This is a genomic window from Belnapia rosea, from assembly GCF_900101615.1.
GTDB lineage: Bacteria > Pseudomonadota > Alphaproteobacteria > Acetobacterales > Acetobacteraceae > Belnapia > Belnapia rosea.
Window position 1 is genome coordinate 19427 of sequence record NZ_FMZX01000020.1, and the last position, 14685, is coordinate 34111.

Here is a 14685-nt window from a genome sequence, read left to right on the forward strand (position 1 = left end):
GCTCAGTACCGCACCAGCGACAGCACGATCTCGACCGCGATCAGCAGCAGGATGGCGGTCTCCAGCAGCTCCGCCCGGCCGCCGGCGGCCTCGCCATGCAGGGCGGTGTAGGTGTCGCGGATGATCGCCAGCTTGCGGTCCACCGCGGCGCCGACATTGGGCACGCGGAACTGCTCCATCGCCGCGGCATAGACGCGGGCGAGGTAGACGTCCTCGGTCACCTGCAGGGCGTTGTCGACGCGCTCCGTCAGCTCCGTCACCTCGGCGACGAGGGCGTGCAGGTCGCGGGCGAGGCGGGCATAGCGGCGGGAGGCGAGCAGGTTGGTCCGGCGCCGCGCCGCCTCCACCAGGGCCCGCATGCGCGGCAGCTCGTCATCCAGCATCTCGTCATAGCCGCGCAGCTCCAGAAGCTGGGCATTGGCCATCTCCAGAACGTCGGCGACATCGGTCTCCCGCTGCGGCTCGTGGATGAAGGCGCGGTCCCAGGTGAGCACCACCAGGTCGTCCGGGTGGTAGGAGAAGCGCTGGCGCAGCAGGTCGCGCCGGGCGCCCTCGGAAAGCGGCCGCTCCTCGCCCGAGAGCAAGGGGATGAGGTCGAGGGTCTCGACCAGCGCCTCCGCCGTCATCGGCCGGTCGAAGGCATCGACGATGGCGAGGAGGTAGTCCTCCTGCAGAGGCGTGGCGGCCGGCCGGTCCAGCGCCTCGGCCAGCAGCTCCCGCAGCCGTCCGAGCAGGTCTTCCCACAGGCGGGTCTCGGCCGCGGGACCGACGGCACGGTCGGCGCCGTTGACCAGACCGGTGAAGGCGGCCCAGCCGAGATCGGCGGCCGGCAGGCGCAGGGCGACCGCGGCAATGCCGAAATCATAGAGGCGGACGCCGGCCGAGGCCGTCATGGACCTGCCATCGACCGTGACCTCCACTGGCCCGAGGTCGAGGGCGAGCGGCGCGACGCCGAAGGAGACGGCCTTGGGCGAGGTGCCGACCAGGCGGCTGCGGACGCTGCTGCCCCGGGCGCGGCTGGCCCAGAGCGATTCGGCCCGGCGCAGGTCGATCTCATAGGCCAGGTCGAAGAGCCGCAGCGCCACCACCTGTCCCGACCGCACCGTGGGCTCCACCTGCGCCATCTCTCGCTCCTCATGCCTTGCCGCGGCCATAGCATGGGAAGATGACAGGCGAACGGGCGGCATTCCGCCGCAGGGAGGGTTGGCGATGGCGGATGATCATCTGGAGACGGGGACGCGGATCAGGGGCGAGGTGATCGGCGAGGCGCGCTCGGCGGCGGCGCTGGCCGGCGCGACGGAATTCGACCGGCCCTTCCAGGAGCTGGCGCTGCGCTATTGCTGGGGCGAGGTCTGGGGGCGGCCGGGGCTGCCGCGGCGCGACCGCAGCCTCATCAACCTCGCCATGCTCGGCGCGCTCGGCAAGCCGAACGAGCTGAAGATCCATCTCCGCGGGGCGCTGACCAATGGCGTGACCCGGGCGGAGATCCAGGAAGTCTTCCTGCAGCTCTGCATCTATGCCGGCGTGCCGGCGGCCGGCGAGGCCTTCCGCGTGGCGCGGGAGGTGTTCGAGGAACCGGAGTTCCGTGATGTCGGCCTAGGCTGACCGGCGAATCGCCTCATATCCCGCCTTGACCAGTACCGGCCCATGCTCGCGCTCCAGCCGGCGGATGGTGAAATGCGCCTGGGCAATGCTGGAGAAATGCTCGAGGAAGGCGATGTTCACCGCGGCGCCCCCGGCCGCGCCGATCACCGGCGCCGCCTGAGCGGAGAGCTTCAGCGCCACGGGCGCGCCGAAGCGGCTGGCGATGGCGCCGAGGAAGCCCGGCAGCAGGGCGCCGAGCCCACGCCCGACCGCCCCCTTCAAGGTCTCGGCGAGGGCGATGCGAAGGGCGAAGTAGCCGCTTTCCGCATCGTCCTCCGCGGGGTCGCGACCGCCGAGAGCGAAGACCTTCAGGCATTCCGCCTGCACCATCGGGTCCGACAGGTCCTCGCCCTGCTCGGCGGCGATGGCGGCGATGCGGCGCAGCAACAGGGTGGTGGAGACCGGCAATTCCATCAACGTGCCCGGCAGGCCGAAGGCCCCGCCCGCGGCGCCGGAGGCCGCCAGCAGCCCGCGATGCAGCCAGGAGGCGGAGAGCGGCGTCGGGTTGCGCTTCGGGTCCGAGCGCATGGCGGCCTGCATCGCCCCCTCAAGGGCGCGGCGAATGGCGCCATCCAGCATCCGCTGCACGGAATCCGGCAGGCGGCGCTTCAGCGCCTCGACCGAGCCGCCGACCAACGAGGCCAGGCGCACCGGGAGGGAGGTGCCTTCGAGGATGGCGACGGCATCAGCGAGCGCCGCCTGCTCGTCGCTGCGGAGGCCGGCGGGGATGGGCAGGGTCGTCATGCTGGTGTCGCTCATGCTGGCAACAACCTCCGTGCTGGCGCCGGGTTCGCCAGGCCGGCAGGATTACGGCGAGCCGAAGGAGTGAGTTGATGGATGGCAGCCTCGCCCCCACCGTGATCCGCACGGCCTGCCCGCATGACTGCCCGAGCGCCTGCGTGCTGGAGGTGGAGCGCGTCTCGCCGGAGCGGATCGGCCGGGTCCGCGGTGCCGCCGCCTATGACTACACGGCCGGCACCTGCTGCGCCAAGGTCGCCCGCTATGCCGAGCGGGTGCATCACCCGGACCGGCTGACCCGCCCCCTGCTGCGCATCGGCGCCAAGGGCGAGGGCCGCTTCGCCCCGATTTCCTGGGACGAGGCGCTGGACCGTATCGCCAAGGCCTTCCGCCTGGCTGCGGCACGGTATGGGGCGGAGGCGGTCTGGCCCTACCACAGCGGCGGCAATATGGGCGTGCTGGGGCGCTGGGGGCTCGACCGGCTGCGCCATGTGATGGGCTATTCCCGGCAGAAATCGACCATCTGCGTCACCCCGGCCGAGATGGGCTGGCGGGCCGGCCATGGCGCGGCGCGCGGCGCCGACCCGCGGCGGGTGGCGGAAGCTGACCTGATCCTGATGTGGGGCGGCAATCCGGTCTCCACCCAGGTCAACCTGATGACGCATATCCAGCGGGCGCGGAAGCGGCGCGGGGCGAAGCTGGTGGTGGTGGACGCCTACCGCTCCCCCACCATCGAGGCGGCGGATATCGGCATCGTGCTGCGGCCCGGGACGGATGCGGCGCTGGCCCTTGCCCTGATGGGCATGGCGCTGGAGCGCGGCGCGGCGGACCGTGCCTTCCTTGCCGCGCATACCGATTGGGACGCGGCGGTGGAGGCGCATCTCCGTCGCCATACGCCGGAATGGGCGGAGGGCCTGACCGGCGTGCCGGCGGCCACGATCCGTGCGCTGGGCGAGCTCTATGCCGGGACGCGGCGGATGTTCCTCCGCCTCGGCGTCGGCTTCACCCGCTACCGCAACGGGGCGGCGACAATGCATGCCGTCTCCTGCCTCGCCGCGCTGACCGGCGCCTGGGCGGCCGAGGGGGGCGGCGCCTTCTTCTACGCTCTGGAGGGCTGGGGGCTGGATACGCGCCTTGCCTGGGCGAGCGACCGGATCGACCCGAAGGTGCGCGTGCTCGACCAATCGCGCATCGGCGCGGTGCTGGCCGGCGAGGCGCTGGCGGGCGGGCCGCCGGTCACGGCCATGCTGATCCAGAACGCCAACAGCGCCGAGGTGGCGCCCGACAGCCATGCGGTGCGGCGCGGGCTGGCGCGGGAGGATCTGTTCCTCGCGGTGCATGAGCAGTTTCTCACCCCGACCGCGGCCTTCGCCGATGTGGTGCTGCCGGCGACGACCTTCCTCGAGCATAGCGACCTCTATCTCGGCCTCGGGCATACCGCGCTGACCGTCGGGCCGCGGGTGATCGAGCCGCAGGGCGAGGCACGCAGCAACCATGCCGTGGTCCGTGGCCTCGCAGCGCGCCTCGGGGCGGAGCATCCCGGCTTCGGCATGGGGGAGGAGGCGATGCTGGATGCGACGCTTCGTGCCTCCGGCCTCGGTGACTGGGAGGCGGCAAAGGCGGCGGGCTTCATCCCGGTCGCCAACAGCATCCCGGCCGGCGAGGCCTTCGCCGGCTTCCCGCAGCCGGATGGGCGCTTCCGCTTCCATGCGGACTGGGCGGCGCTCGGCCCCTATTCCGCCGGCATGCCGGAACTGCCGAGCCATTGGGAGCGGCTGGAGGAGGCCGGCGAGGCCACGCCCTTCCGCCTCATCACCCCGCCGGCGCGGAGCTTCCTCAATACCAGCTTCACCGAGACCCCCGGCTCCCGCACCCGGGAAGGGGCGCCGCGGCTGCGGCTGCACCCGGCGGATGCCGAGCGGCTCGGCATTGCCGATGGCGACCGCGTCCGCATCGGCAATGCGCGCGGCGTGTTGACCCTCGCGGCGATGCGCTTCGACGGCGTGCTGCCCGGCGTGCTGGCGGTGGAGGGCATCTCGCCCAGCGCCGATTTCCCCGAGGGCATCGGCATCAACGCCCTGGTCGGCGCCGAGCCGGTGGCGCCGGCGGGCGGCGTCGCCTTCCATGACATCGCGGTATGGCTACGCCCCGCCTGACACCACGAGGATGCCTGCCGAAGTCACCGGGAAGCCCTGCACCGAGAGGCGCAGATGCGGCGGGAAGAGCGGGCCCAGCGGCGGCCCCTCATCGGCCTGCTGCGGCGCGAGGTCGATGAACCGGTCCAGCATGCCGGGCCCCTGGTTGTCGTCGAGTGGGAGCATGCGGTGGCCCTCGGCGGCAAGGCGGCGCTCCAGCGCCTCCAGGTGGCGGCGCTGGTAGAGCACGGTGCTGCCGCGGCCGAGCGTGCCGCCGAGCCCGTCGAGGTTGAACTCGGTGGTGTGCACGGCTATCCCGCCCGGCTTCAGGCAGCGCATCGCCGCCATGACGAAGTCGAGCCCGCGCTGCAGCGTGCCGAGATGCTCCATGGCGCAGACAGACCACACCATGTCGAAGCCGCGCTGCTGCAGCGCCTCCGGCACCTGGGCCATGTCCGCCTGGCGGAAGCTGACGAGGCGGTCGAACTCGGCGCGCCCCACCATCTCGGGACGGTAGAGCGCCTCGGTCGCGGTGCTGTGCTGGCCGGTCTCGATCCAGTCCCGCGCGCGGGCATCGCCGGCATCGAGATCGGTCGCCACCACCTCGACGCCATGGGCGGCGAGCAGGCTCGGCAGCGCCTCGCGCCCCACCGCGAAGCCGAGGGCGCGGCGGCCGGGCGCGAGCATCCCTGCCTCCCACATCGCCTGGAGGACGAAGGCATCCTCCCAGAGCTTGCGGTGATAGACCGGCGGCGTGCCGAGCAGGCGCGACCAGTGGCGCAGCCAGTCATGCTCGATGTCGGACTGGCGGCAGGTTCGGCTGGCGAGGCCGGTATGGGTCGGGCCCATGGGCACCGGCGCGGCCGGGCCGGCGAGGCCGGAGGCATAGTGGCGCTCCGCCATCTCGGCGCCGAGCACCTTCACGCTCCAGCGGAGCAGCCCCGCCTCCCGTTCGCTGCGCAACCGGGTATCGCCCAGCAGCGGCAGGCGACGGTGCCGCCGCCGCCAGCGGGCCAGGATGCGCAACGGGTTCAAGGGAGGCGCCGGCTCAGCTGTCCAGCCGGATGCCGAGGTCGCGGATCAGCGGGCGCCATTCGGCATTCTCCCGCTTCACGAAATCCTGGAACTCGGCCGGTGACCAGGGCGCGCTCTCGATGCCGAGGTCGCGGTAGCGGGCCTGCACGTCATCCGCGCCGACACCGGCCTTCAGCGCCTCGGCGAGGCGGGCGACGATGGGGGCGGGCACGCCGGCCGGCACGCTCATCCCCTGCCAGCCATAGGCCACGGCATCGGCATGGCCGAGCTCGCGCAGCGTCGGCACATCTGGGGCACGGGGTGAGCGCGCCTCGGAGAAGACGCAGAGGGTCTTCACCCGCCCCGAGGTGATGAAGGGGATGCCGGAGGCGCAGTCGATGACGACCGATTCGAGGTTGCCGGCGAGCAGGTCCTGCATCGCCGCCGGACCGCCGCGATAGGGGACATGCGTCGCCTCGAGCCCGGTGCGGCGCTTCACCATCTCCATCGCGAGGTGGTGCGGCGAGGCGACGGCGGGGCTGCCGTAATTCGGCGGCCGCGTCTTCGAGGCGGCAAGGAAGCCGGCGAAGTCGCGCACCGGGTTGTCCGGCCGCACCACGAGGAAGAGCGGGAAGCGGCCGATGAAGCCGACACCCTGGAAGTCGCGGTCCGGGTCGAAGGGCAGGCGGCTGTAGAGCGCCGGGTTGTAGACCAGGATGCCGTTGTCGACATGCAGCAGCGTGTAGCCATCCGGTGCGCTGCGCGCTGCGGCTTCGCTGGCGACGACGGCGCCGCCACCCGGGCGGTTCTCCACCACCACATTCTGGCCGAGCTTCGCCCCGATATGGGAGCCGATCAGCCGGGCGAAGGTGTCGCTGGCACCACCGGGCGGGTAGCCGACGATCCAGCGCAGCGGCCGGTCGGGGAAGGCTTGCGCCCGCGCGATGCCGGCCAGCGTCGCTCCGCCAATTCCGGTGAGAAGAGTGCGTCGTCCCAGCATCGCTTCAAGCCCCCGTATCGCCATGCAGCATCTAGCGGATTCCATCGCCCTTCGTCACGATCCGCCGCGCAGGAGGGCTTGTAGCAGCAGGAGCCAGCAGGGCAGCGTCGCCACGGCGAGGAGGTGCTCGAGGCTGGTGATCGCCGCCATCAGCGGAGCATCGCCGCCCATGGCGCGGGCCATGACATAGCTGGTGGTCGCCGTCGGCAGCGCCATGAACGTCACGGCGGCGGCGAGCGGCAGCGGGTCGAGCCCGAACCAGCGGCCGAGGGCGAAGGTCAGCGCCGGCATCAGCAGCAGCTTCACCGCGGTGGTGGCGAGCTGCAGCGGCAGGCGGCCGCCGAGCGTGCCGAGCGAGAGGGCCGCGCCGACGCAGAGCAGGCCGAGCGCGACCGACGCCTGGCCGAGCGACTGCAGCAGCGGCTTCACCCCAGGCGGCAGGCCGCCAAGCAGCGCGACGGCGAAGCCGGCGAGGCAGGCGAGCAGCAGCGGGTTCAGCATCAGCTGCCGCAGCACCCGCCGTGGCGAGAGCCGCCCGCCGGTCCCCGGCCCGAGGGCGAAGACCAGCGTCGTCAGCGTCTGCACGAAGGGCACGATGAGGCCGGTGGCGACGGCGCCGAGCGCCGTTCCTCCCGCGCCGAAGATGCCGCCGATGACGGCGAAGCCCATCAGGTTGTTGAAGCGGATGCCACCCTGGAAGACCGAGGTGGCGGCGGGATGGTCTACCCGGAAGGCGCGGGCGAGCAGGAGGCTGACGGCGCCGCCGGTGAGCAGGCTGAGCCAGATCGCCAGCCCCATGCGGCCGATCGGCAGGGCGAGGATGTCGACCGAGGCGATGGCCGAAACCAGCAGCGCCGGCATCAGCGCCCAGAAGACCAGGCGCTCGATCCCGGCCCAGATGGCGTCATGCGGCAGCAGGTGGCGCTTGAGCAGCGCGCCGAGCAGCAGCAGCCCGAAGGGTGGCACGAAGACGTCGATGTAGAGCAGCATCTAGGCGCCGCGGCCGGTGGCGCGGGACAGGCCTGCGAGCTCGCCCAGGCAATGCGCCTCGGTCCGCGCCTCCGTCCCGCTGGCCCGTGCAGCGGCATGGGCGACGCGGAGATGGCCGGCCTGCGGATAGAGGATCACGTCGAGGGCGCAGGCGGGGCCGGCATAGAGCCAGATCTCGGCGCTGCCCTCGCGGCGGCGGAAGGCGGGCTCGCCCAGCCAGCGTCGCAGCAGGTCGGGCCCGAGGCCGAGCAGCTCCACGGCAGCGGCGGGCCGGGGCGCGGCGGGATTGGTGGCGACGGGCAGCGGACGGGCCAGTGCAGGAACTATGGGCGGGGCGGCGCTAGCCGGGCCGATGGCGACGAGGCTGGCACGGCTGCTTTCGAAGGCTTCGCGGAGCGCATCGGCCCGCTCCTCCGGCGCGGCGCAGGCGCCGAGCAGGCCGATGGCCGGCAGCGTGAGGGTGCGGCGGCGGGGCGCCATGGCGGCGCGGGCTCCGGAGAGGGCGGCGCGCCGCCGGAGCTGTCCCCGACGGCGCGACCAGGCAGGCGGCAGGCTTTTGCGTGGCTCAGCCTCGCGGCGGGTGGCCACGCTCCGGCATCAGACCTCGGCGGGGGTGGTCATCAGCCGGGGCGCCGGCGCGGCACTGCCCTCGCTGATCATCTCCATGCGGCCGGAGACCTGGCCGCCTTCCTCGACGGAGAGCTTGCGGTAGCGGGCGGTGCCGTTGACCTTGCCGGTGCCACGAATGGTGAGCGAGCCGCGGGCGGAGATGGTGCCGTCGAACAGGCCGGCGATCTCGGCATCCTCGACCTGGACCTCGCCGCGGAACACGCCGGTCGGCGCGACATAGAGCTCGGCAGCGTGGATCATCTCGGACTCGACCGTGCCCTCAACCACCAGGCGCTCGGCATCGGTGACGGTGCCCTGCAGGCTGATGCCGCGGCCGACCACCAGGGTGCGGCGCTCGGCGGCGTCGGGCCGTGCCGGAGGGCGAGCCGGAACGCCCATCGGGGCCGCCGGTACCGCCGGGCGAGGCGCCATGCTGGGCGTGGCGGGGGCGGCGTTCGGCTTCGGGGCCATCGACATCATGGGCGTGTCCTTGAGTGTTGAGCGGAAGGGCGGCACGCCGATATCGGCATCGCGTGCGGCGGAGGTCGTGCCGGCATCCTCGGCACCCGGCGGGAAGCCCGCTTCCTGGCCCGTCCCCGTGTCGCTGGCCGGCGAGCCCGGCCCGTCTTCGCGTTTGCGGCCAAAAATGGCCATGCTGTCCCCCAAATCCACAGCGGTGCGCCACGGCGGCGCATCGACGGGCGCCGCATATCCCCACACGGCGTCCCGAGAGACCCGGGCTAACATGGCGGGTTGCGCCGGCACAACGGCGCGCTGCATTTCAGCTGCGGAATTGCGGCGCCGTCCCTGCCGCGCTCCGCTCCTGCCCACGATGCAGCAGATGCGTCATCGCCGCGGTGCCCAGCACGGGCACCAGCAGGTTCAGCCCGGGCACCAGGGAGAGCGCCGCCAGCAGCGCGCCGAGCACCAGCACCGGCGCCTCCCTCCGCCGCCGCTCCACCCGCGCCGCATCGACCGGCATGCGGCGCTGAGCGACTCCCTCGAACAGGCCATGGCCGAGCGCGATGGTCGAGATAAGCCAGAGCGCCACCGCGCCGAAGGGCGGGGCGAAGGCGAGCAGCGGCAGGGCGGCCAGCGTCACCACGCCGGTCTTCAGCGCGAAGCCGATGTTGAACCGGGTCTGGGCCATGAGGCTGGCCCCGAGGGCTGGCGGCAGATGCGGGTAGTAGCGCCGCTCGACTGCCGCAGCCACCGGATCGAGGAAGAGGCCCGAGAGCGCCAGCATCACCGGCACGAAGAGCCAGATGGCGAGCACCAGCACCAGCAGCCCGCCCAGCGCCCCGGCGATGCCGGCCAGCCAGCCATCGCCGCCGGCGGCGCCCGCGACCGCCCAGGCGGCCAGCGCCGCCAGACCGAGGAAGGCGAGCAGCGCTGCCCCGAAGGACTTGGCCAGTGGGCCGAGGAAGGCCGGGTCGGCCAGCTGGCGGAGGGAAAGGAGGCAGGCGGCAATCATGCGGGAAATCCTCGGCGGGGGAAGGCGGGCTGGGGCATGGGCAGCATCCTCTCCGTGGTTGCGGCGGCCAGGGGCGGGGGCTATCCCCGCATCGCCACGGGCACAACGCCCAAGGCCGCCGGATGCAACCGCGCAATGAGGTCCCATGAGCGAGCCCACCCTCGACATTCTCGGCATCGGCAACGCGATCGTCGATGTGCTCGCCCGTGCCGCTGACGCCTTCCTCGCCGCCGAGGGGCTCGAGAAGGGAGGGATGCGGCTGATTGGGGCCGAGGAGGCCGAGGGCCTCTATGGCCGGATGGGGCCGGGCATCGAGAGCTCGGGCGGCTCGGCGGGCAATACCTGCGCCGTCGCCGCCGCGCTCGGCGCCCGGGTCGGCTTCCTCGGCAAGGTGGCGGAGGATGCGCTGGGGCGGGTCTTCGCGCATGACATCCGGGCGGCGGGGGTGCATTTCCCCACCGCGCCGCTCGCGGGCGACGCGCCGACCGCGCGCTGCCTCATCCTCGTCACGCCGGACGCGCAGCGGACGATGAACACCTATCTCGGCGCCTGCGTCGCCTTCTCGCCGGCCGATGTCGATCCGGCCGAGGTGGGCCGGGCCAAGGTCACCTATCTCGAGGGCTATCTCTTCGACCCGCCGGCGGCGCAGGAGGCCTTCCGCGCCGCGGCCCGGGCGGCGCATGCCGCCGGCCGGCAAGTGGCTCTCAGCCTCTCGGACGCCTTCTGCGTCGAACGGCACCGCGATGCCTTCCGCCAACTGGTGCGGGAGGAGGTCGACATCCTGTTCGCCAATGAGAGCGAGATCACGGCGCTCTACGGGACCGATTTCGAGGCAGCGGCGGCGGAAGCCGCGCGGGAGGTCGCGCTGGCGGCCCTGACGCGGAGCGAGAAGGGCAGCCTGATCCTCGCTGGAGGCGAGCGGCACGCGGTGGCTGCGGCGCCGGCCGATGTCGTGGACACGACCGGCGCAGGCGATGCCTATGCCGCCGGCTTCCTTGCTGCCCTGACGCGCGGCCTGGCGCTGCCGGAATGCGGGCGCTGGGGCTCCATCGCTGCGGCCGAGGTGATTTCGCATTTCGGTGCAAGGCCCCAGGCTGATCTGCAAGCCCTGGTTGCGGCCGTTCCGGGGAACCACCCCGTCTCCTCCGTGTTGGGCTGAGGCAGGCCCGGGGCCGCCTCGCCAAGTGCGGGGCTGGCGCCACGGGCCATCATGCCCCGGCAGTGTCTTCGGCTGGCCGGTGGCCAAAGGAGACGCCTCCCATGCGACTGAAATCGGAACTGCTTGCCACCGCGCTCGGCATCACCTTGCTGGCCGCGCCGGCCCTCGCCCAGATGAGCCCGGCGCCGATGACGACGCCCATGACGCCTGCGCCGCAGGGCTCGGCCGAGCGCGCCATGCCGCATCATGGCCACCATCACGGCATGCGCGCCGAACGCCGCGCCGAGCGGCGGGCGATGCGCGAGGAGAACCGACAGGACGCCGCCGGCCTGGTCGAGGAGGCGAGCGAGGCGCTGCGCCGCGGCCGCACCGCCCAGGCGACCGATCTGCTTGAGCAGAGCGAGACGCGGCTGCTGACCCGCAGCATCCCGGCCGACCGCGCCGGCCAGCCGATGCGGAGCCCGGCGCTCGACAGCCTGGCCTCGGCCCGCAGCGCCATCCAGAACCGCGACCGGGCGGGCGCCCAGCGCGAGATGGAGCAGGCCCTTGCCATCCTCCGCCGTGACGGCGGCATGAGCGGGGCCGATGCCTCCGGCACCATGCCGATGGGGGGCTCAGGGATGGGCCAAGGGACGATGGGCCAAGGCATGGGCATGCCCGGACGGACCATGCAGGATGGCGGCAGGGCCGGCAGTTCGATGAGCCGGGCTGATGGCATCATCCGCGTCCAGTCCGGCGGGCAGGACATGCGGACCCGGCGGGATGGCGACCCGGCCACCAGCCATGGCACCGTCAACCGCGGCTCCGGCGGGGTCGGGGCGGCGCCCCAGCCCGGTACGACCCCGACGCCGCAGGTCACCGGCAGCGGCCGCAGCAGCAGCGGCGGGGCCGTGACCACGGGGACGCCGAGCAGTGGCAATGCCAGCGGCGCCACCACCCCGCCGACCGGCAACCAGTCCGGCGGCACGGGCGGCCAGCCGGCGCGCTAACCGCCGACGGCAGCGCCGCTTTCCGCCCCGAAAACGGCGCCGCATGCAAGGCGAGCGCCGTGTGCATGGGATTTCCTGCATGCGGCGCTCGCTTTTTCCGCGGCGAAGCCCTATGTGTGCGCCGCAACAAGCCGTCAGCCTGCTCTGCCCGACCCTCAGCCGCCTCCGGCTGATGAGGCCGGGCTTCGCTTTGCGTTGCGGCGGCAAGGGAATCAAGGCCCCGCAATGGAAATCCGTAACGTCGCGATCATCGCGCATGTCGACCATGGCAAGACGACCCTGGTGGACAATCTGCTGAAGCAGGCCGGCGCCTTCCGCGCCAACCAGGCTGTCGCCGAGCGTGCGCTCGACCGCAACGACCTGGAGCGCGAGCGCGGCATCACCATCCTCGCCAAGTCCACTGCCGTTGAGTGGAAAGGCGTCAAGATCAACATCGTCGACACCCCCGGCCACGCCGATTTCGGCGGCGAGGTGGAACGCATCCTCTCCATGGTCGATGGCGCCATCGTGCTGTGCGATGCCGCCGAGGGGCCGCTGCCGCAGACCAAGTTCGTGCTGACCAAGGCGCTGGCCCGTGGCCTCCGCCCGATCGTCGTCATCAACAAGGTCGACCGCCAGGACGCGCGCCCGGACGAGGTGCACAACGAGGTCTTCGACCTTTTCGCCGCGCTGGGCGCCACCGACGAGCAGCTCGACTTCCACACGCTGTTCGCCTCCGGCCGCCAGGGCTGGGCGGATCTCGAGCTGGAGGGGGCCCGCAAGGACCTCTCGCCGATGTTCGACCTGATCCTCAGCCATGTGCCGGCGCCGAAGGTCGATCTCGAGAAGCCCTTCGCGATGAACGCTTCGATCCTCGAGAGCGACAACTTCCTTGGCCGCATCCTCACCGGCCGCGTCGAGCAGGGCACCGCCCGGGTCAACATGCCGGTCCGCGTGCTGCGCCAGGACGGCACGGTGGTCGAGAGCGGCCGCCTGACCAAGCTGATGACCTTCTCCGGCCTCGACCGCGTGCCGGTCGAGGAGGTCCAGGCGGGCGACATCATCGCCATCGCCGGCCTGTCCGACGCGACCATCCCCGACACCATCGCCTCGCCCGAGGTGACGGAGCCGCTGCCCGCCATCCCGGTCGACCCGCCGACGCTGGCCATGACCTTTCGTATCAATGACGGCCCGCTTGGGGGTCGCGAGGGCAAGAAGGTGACGTCGCGGCAGATCCGCGACCGGCTTTTCAAGGAGACCGAGGGCAACGTCGCCATCCGCGTGAAGGTCAGCGAGGAGGTGGACGCCTTCGAGGTCGCCGGGCGCGGCGAGCTCCAGCTCGGTGTTCTGATCGAGCAGATGCGGCGCGAGGGCTTCGAGCTGACCATCGGTCGCCCCCGCGTCCTGACCCGCGACAACACGGAGACGGGCGAGCGCGAGGAGCCCTTCGAGGAGGCGCTGATCGACGTGGACGAGGCCTATTCCGGCGTCGTCGTCGAGAAGATGTCTCAGCGCAAGGGCCAGATGCAGGACATGCGGCCCTCGGGTGGCGGCAAGGTGCGGCTGACCTTCCACATCCCCTCGCGTGGCCTCATCGGCTACCACGGCGAGTTCATGACCGACACGCGCGGCACGGGCATGATGAACCGGCTGTTCCTCGGCTACTTCCCCTGGGCGGGGCCGATCGAGGGGCGGCGCAACGGCTCGCTGATCTCCAACTCCGATGGCGAGGCGATCCAGTACGCGCTGTTCTACCTGCAGGAGCGCGGCACGCTCTTCGTCGATCCGGGCGTCAAGGTCTATGTCGGCATGATCCTCGGCGAGCACAGCCGGGACAACGACCTGGACGTGAACCCGATCAAGGAGAAGAAGCTCACCAACATCCGCGCCGCCGGCAAGGATGAGGCGCTGCTGCTGATCCCACCGCGGCGGATGAGCCTCGAGCAGGCCATCGCCTATATCGAGGATGACGAGCTGGTGGAGGTGACGCCGGGCGCCATTCGCCTGCGCAAGCGCTACCTCGACCCGCATGAGCGCAAGAAGCACGCCCGCCGCTCGGACAGCGAGGCGGCGTGAGTGGCGGCCGTGGCACCGCGATGCGGTGCCGCGGCCAGATGCGGCATCCTTGTCCATGATCCAGGAAGGCTTCGGTGATAAGATGCCGGAACCTTCCAGATCTGCACCGAGGATGCCTGTCCGTGACGACGCCGATTGCCGAGGACTTCCCTGCCATCCGAGCCCGGCTCGAAGCCATCCGTGCCGAGGAGCAGCGGCCGGCTGCCGAGCCGGAGCGGAGGGCCGAGGCCCGCCCGGCTCAGCCGGTCGATTTCTATTCCTGGCTGACGGGAGGCACCCTTTGGGCACCGGGCGCCTGAGTCAAAAGCTCAGGGCGAGCCCTGCCAGCAGCCCTACGACGACATTCACCACGATCCCGACCAGCACGGCCGCCACGGTGAAGGCCATCACCCGGTCCTGCGGCACCCCCAGCACCAGCGGCGCACCTTTGTAGAAGGTGTAGAGGCTGTAGAGCCCGAGCAGGGCGAGGATCGCCAGCGGCGGGATGATGGCGAAGATGCCAGCCAGCCAGGCCGCCGTCGGCGTATGGACCGCAAGCTTCATTGCCGCCGTCTCGTCCGCCGTGCCGCCGAAGCGTGGCGACAGCGCCTGCACCACCTTGCCCCACAGCCAGAGGCCGAGCAGCCCCAGCAGGTAGCCGAGGATGGCGTTCACCAGCAGGCTGAAGATGCCGACCGGCGCGCCGAGCACGCTACCCAGATAGCCGGCGAAGATGGCCGAGCCGATGAAGCCCGCCACCGCCGGCAAGGCCGAGAGCGGCATGGCGTAGCCTTTGAACAGGCTCGCCGTATCCGCCGGCTCGGCCGCGATCGCGCGCCATTCCTGCTCGGGCCGTTGGAGCAGCGCCTTCGCGCGGTCGAGGAATGTCATGGGCATGG

The 14685-nt window shown here is 71.9% G+C and carries 15 protein-coding genes; 6 read left to right on the forward strand and 9 right to left on the reverse strand.

Annotated elements, in window-relative coordinates; all coding sequences use genetic code 11:
- Positions 1-2: 2 nt before the first annotated feature.
- Complete coding sequence (locus tag BLR02_RS22505) at positions 3-1124, reverse strand: RMD1 family protein (protein WP_090664725.1); 1122 nt, start codon at positions 1122-1124, stop codon at positions 3-5.
- Positions 1125-1209: 85 nt separating this feature from the next.
- Between BLR02_RS22505 and BLR02_RS30925 the strand changes: the two genes are divergently transcribed.
- Positions 1210-1605: a carboxymuconolactone decarboxylase family protein gene (locus BLR02_RS30925; RefSeq protein ID WP_090569522.1), complete on the forward strand. Its 396-nt coding sequence runs from the start codon at positions 1210-1212 to the stop codon at positions 1603-1605.
- On the opposite strand, the gene BLR02_RS22515 is transcribed toward BLR02_RS30925, so the two are convergent.
- Positions 1597-2403 (reverse strand): EcsC family protein, encoded by an 807-nt coding sequence (locus BLR02_RS22515; RefSeq protein ID WP_090569525.1) that lies wholly within the window; start codon positions 2401-2403, stop codon positions 1597-1599. The genes BLR02_RS30925 and BLR02_RS22515 overlap by 9 nt on opposite strands.
- Positions 2404-2477: 74 nt before the next feature.
- Between BLR02_RS22515 and BLR02_RS22520 the strand changes: the two genes are divergently transcribed.
- The gene (locus tag BLR02_RS22520; protein WP_090664726.1) at positions 2478-4538 is read left to right on the forward strand and encodes a molybdopterin-containing oxidoreductase family protein; all 2061 of its coding nucleotides are present in this window, start codon (positions 2478-2480) and stop codon (positions 4536-4538) included.
- Here the strand turns inward: BLR02_RS22520 and BLR02_RS22525 are convergent.
- From BLR02_RS22525 to BLR02_RS22550, 6 genes are all read right to left on the reverse strand, one after another.
- Entirely contained in the window at positions 4524-5543 is a 1020-nt protein-coding gene (locus tag BLR02_RS22525; RefSeq protein WP_245704905.1) for an SAM-dependent methyltransferase, read from the reverse strand. The two genes, BLR02_RS22520 and BLR02_RS22525, sit on opposite strands and share 15 nt — an antisense overlap.
- Before the next feature lie 22 nt (positions 5544-5565).
- On the reverse strand, positions 5566-6531 hold the full coding sequence (locus BLR02_RS22530; protein WP_090664727.1) for a Bug family tripartite tricarboxylate transporter substrate binding protein: 966 nt from the start codon (positions 6529-6531) through the stop codon (positions 5566-5568).
- A gap of 54 nt (positions 6532-6585) precedes the next feature.
- Positions 6586-7521 carry an AEC family transporter gene (locus BLR02_RS22535; RefSeq protein ID WP_090569534.1) on the reverse strand — a complete coding sequence of 312 codons (936 nt, stop codon included), beginning with the start codon at positions 7519-7521 and terminating at the stop codon, positions 6586-6588.
- Entirely contained in the window at positions 7522-8001 is a 480-nt protein-coding gene (locus tag BLR02_RS22540) for a hypothetical protein (protein WP_090664728.1), read from the reverse strand.
- Positions 8002-8118: 117 nt separating this feature from the next.
- Positions 8119-8784, reverse strand: coding sequence for a bactofilin family protein (locus BLR02_RS22545; protein WP_245704906.1), 666 nt, complete (start codon positions 8782-8784; stop codon positions 8119-8121).
- 127 nt (positions 8785-8911) lie between these two features.
- On the reverse strand, positions 8912-9604 hold the full coding sequence (locus BLR02_RS22550) for an EI24 domain-containing protein (RefSeq protein ID WP_245704907.1): 693 nt from the start codon (positions 9602-9604) through the stop codon (positions 8912-8914).
- Between the two features lie 145 nt (positions 9605-9749).
- Here BLR02_RS22550 and BLR02_RS22555 point away from each other — a divergent pair, with 145 nt between their 5' ends.
- The 4 genes from BLR02_RS22555 to BLR02_RS28840 all read left to right on the forward strand — a co-directional run bounded on the left by BLR02_RS22555 (position 9750) and on the right by BLR02_RS28840 (position 14106).
- Positions 9750-10763: an adenosine kinase gene (locus BLR02_RS22555; protein WP_090664729.1), complete on the forward strand. Its 1014-nt coding sequence runs from the start codon at positions 9750-9752 to the stop codon at positions 10761-10763.
- 101 nt (positions 10764-10864) lie between these two features.
- Positions 10865-11752, forward strand: coding sequence for a hypothetical protein (locus BLR02_RS22560; RefSeq protein WP_090664730.1), 888 nt, complete (start codon positions 10865-10867; stop codon positions 11750-11752).
- Between the two features lie 225 nt (positions 11753-11977).
- Entirely contained in the window at positions 11978-13807 is a 1830-nt protein-coding gene (typA, locus tag BLR02_RS22565) for a translational GTPase TypA (protein ID WP_090664731.1), read from the forward strand.
- A gap of 122 nt (positions 13808-13929) precedes the next feature.
- Positions 13930-14106 carry an NAD-glutamate dehydrogenase gene (locus BLR02_RS28840; protein WP_143018243.1) on the forward strand — a complete coding sequence of 59 codons (177 nt, stop codon included), beginning with the start codon at positions 13930-13932 and terminating at the stop codon, positions 14104-14106.
- A 1-nt stretch (position 14107) separates the two neighbouring features.
- On the opposite strand, the gene BLR02_RS22570 is transcribed toward BLR02_RS28840, so the two are convergent.
- Positions 14108-14683 carry a YIP1 family protein gene (locus BLR02_RS22570; RefSeq protein WP_176849742.1) on the reverse strand — a complete coding sequence of 192 codons (576 nt, stop codon included), beginning with the start codon at positions 14681-14683 and terminating at the stop codon, positions 14108-14110.
- Positions 14684-14685: the final 2 nt, after the last annotated feature.

Bases quoted from the DNA above. Each gene is read 5' to 3' on its own strand.
- BLR02_RS22545 (WP_245704906.1), bottom strand. From the start codon at position 8,784: ATGGCCATTTTTGGCCGCAAACGCGAAGACGGGCCGGGCTCGCCGGCC.
- BLR02_RS22570 (WP_176849742.1), bottom strand. From the start codon at position 14,683: ATGCCCATGACATTCCTCGACCGCGCGAAGGCGCTGCTCCAACGGCCC.
- BLR02_RS22515 (WP_090569525.1), bottom strand. From the start codon at position 2,403: ATGAGCGACACCAGCATGACGACCCTGCCCATCCCCGCCGGCCTCCGC.
- BLR02_RS22535 (WP_090569534.1), bottom strand. From the start codon at position 7,521: ATGCTGCTCTACATCGACGTCTTCGTGCCACCCTTCGGGCTGCTGCTG.
- typA (WP_090664731.1), top strand. From the start codon at position 11,978: ATGGAAATCCGTAACGTCGCGATCATCGCGCATGTCGACCATGGCAAG.
- BLR02_RS22505 (WP_090664725.1), bottom strand. From the start codon at position 1,124: ATGGCGCAGGTGGAGCCCACGGTGCGGTCGGGACAGGTGGTGGCGCTG.
- BLR02_RS22540 (WP_090664728.1), bottom strand. From the start codon at position 8,001: ATGGCGCCCCGCCGCCGCACCCTCACGCTGCCGGCCATCGGCCTGCTC.
- BLR02_RS22555 (WP_090664729.1), top strand. From the start codon at position 9,750: ATGAGCGAGCCCACCCTCGACATTCTCGGCATCGGCAACGCGATCGTC.
- BLR02_RS22560 (WP_090664730.1), top strand. From the start codon at position 10,865: ATGCGACTGAAATCGGAACTGCTTGCCACCGCGCTCGGCATCACCTTG.
- BLR02_RS22530 (WP_090664727.1), bottom strand. From the start codon at position 6,531: ATGCTGGGACGACGCACTCTTCTCACCGGAATTGGCGGAGCGACGCTG.
- BLR02_RS30925 (WP_090569522.1), top strand. From the start codon at position 1,210: ATGGCGGATGATCATCTGGAGACGGGGACGCGGATCAGGGGCGAGGTG.
- BLR02_RS22550 (WP_245704907.1), bottom strand. From the start codon at position 9,604: ATGATTGCCGCCTGCCTCCTTTCCCTCCGCCAGCTGGCCGACCCGGCC.
- BLR02_RS22520 (WP_090664726.1), top strand. From the start codon at position 2,478: ATGGATGGCAGCCTCGCCCCCACCGTGATCCGCACGGCCTGCCCGCAT.